This window comes from Microbacterium maritypicum MF109, from assembly GCF_000455825.1.
Classification (GTDB): domain Bacteria; phylum Actinomycetota; class Actinomycetes; order Actinomycetales; family Microbacteriaceae; genus Microbacterium; species Microbacterium maritypicum_A.
Map to the genome: position 1 here is coordinate 1 of NZ_ATAO01000141.1, position 262 is coordinate 262.

The 262-nt window shown below is 63.4% G+C and carries 1 pseudogene; it reads left to right on the forward strand.

Features of this window, described 5'->3' with window-relative positions:
- Positions 1–249: pseudogene (locus tag L687_RS28800) on the forward strand (potassium-transporting ATPase subunit B); the annotation flags it as partial.
- Between the last annotated feature and the right edge of the window lie 13 nt (positions 250–262).

Here is a 262-nt window from a genome sequence, read left to right on the forward strand (position 1 = left end):
GGACTCGCGGCGCTCAACATCATGCAGTTGCACTCGCCGGCGTCGGCCGTCACCAGCGCGATCATCTTCAACGCGATCGTGATCGTGTTCCTGATCCCCCTGGCCCTGCGCGGAGTGAAGTACCGCCCGGCGAGCGCCTCGCAGATCCTGCAGCGCAACCTGCTGATCTATGGACTCGGCGGCGTGATCGCTCCGTTCATCGGCATCAAGATCATCGACCTCGTCGTCAGTCTCATCCCGGGCTTCTGACCCGGCTCGGAAA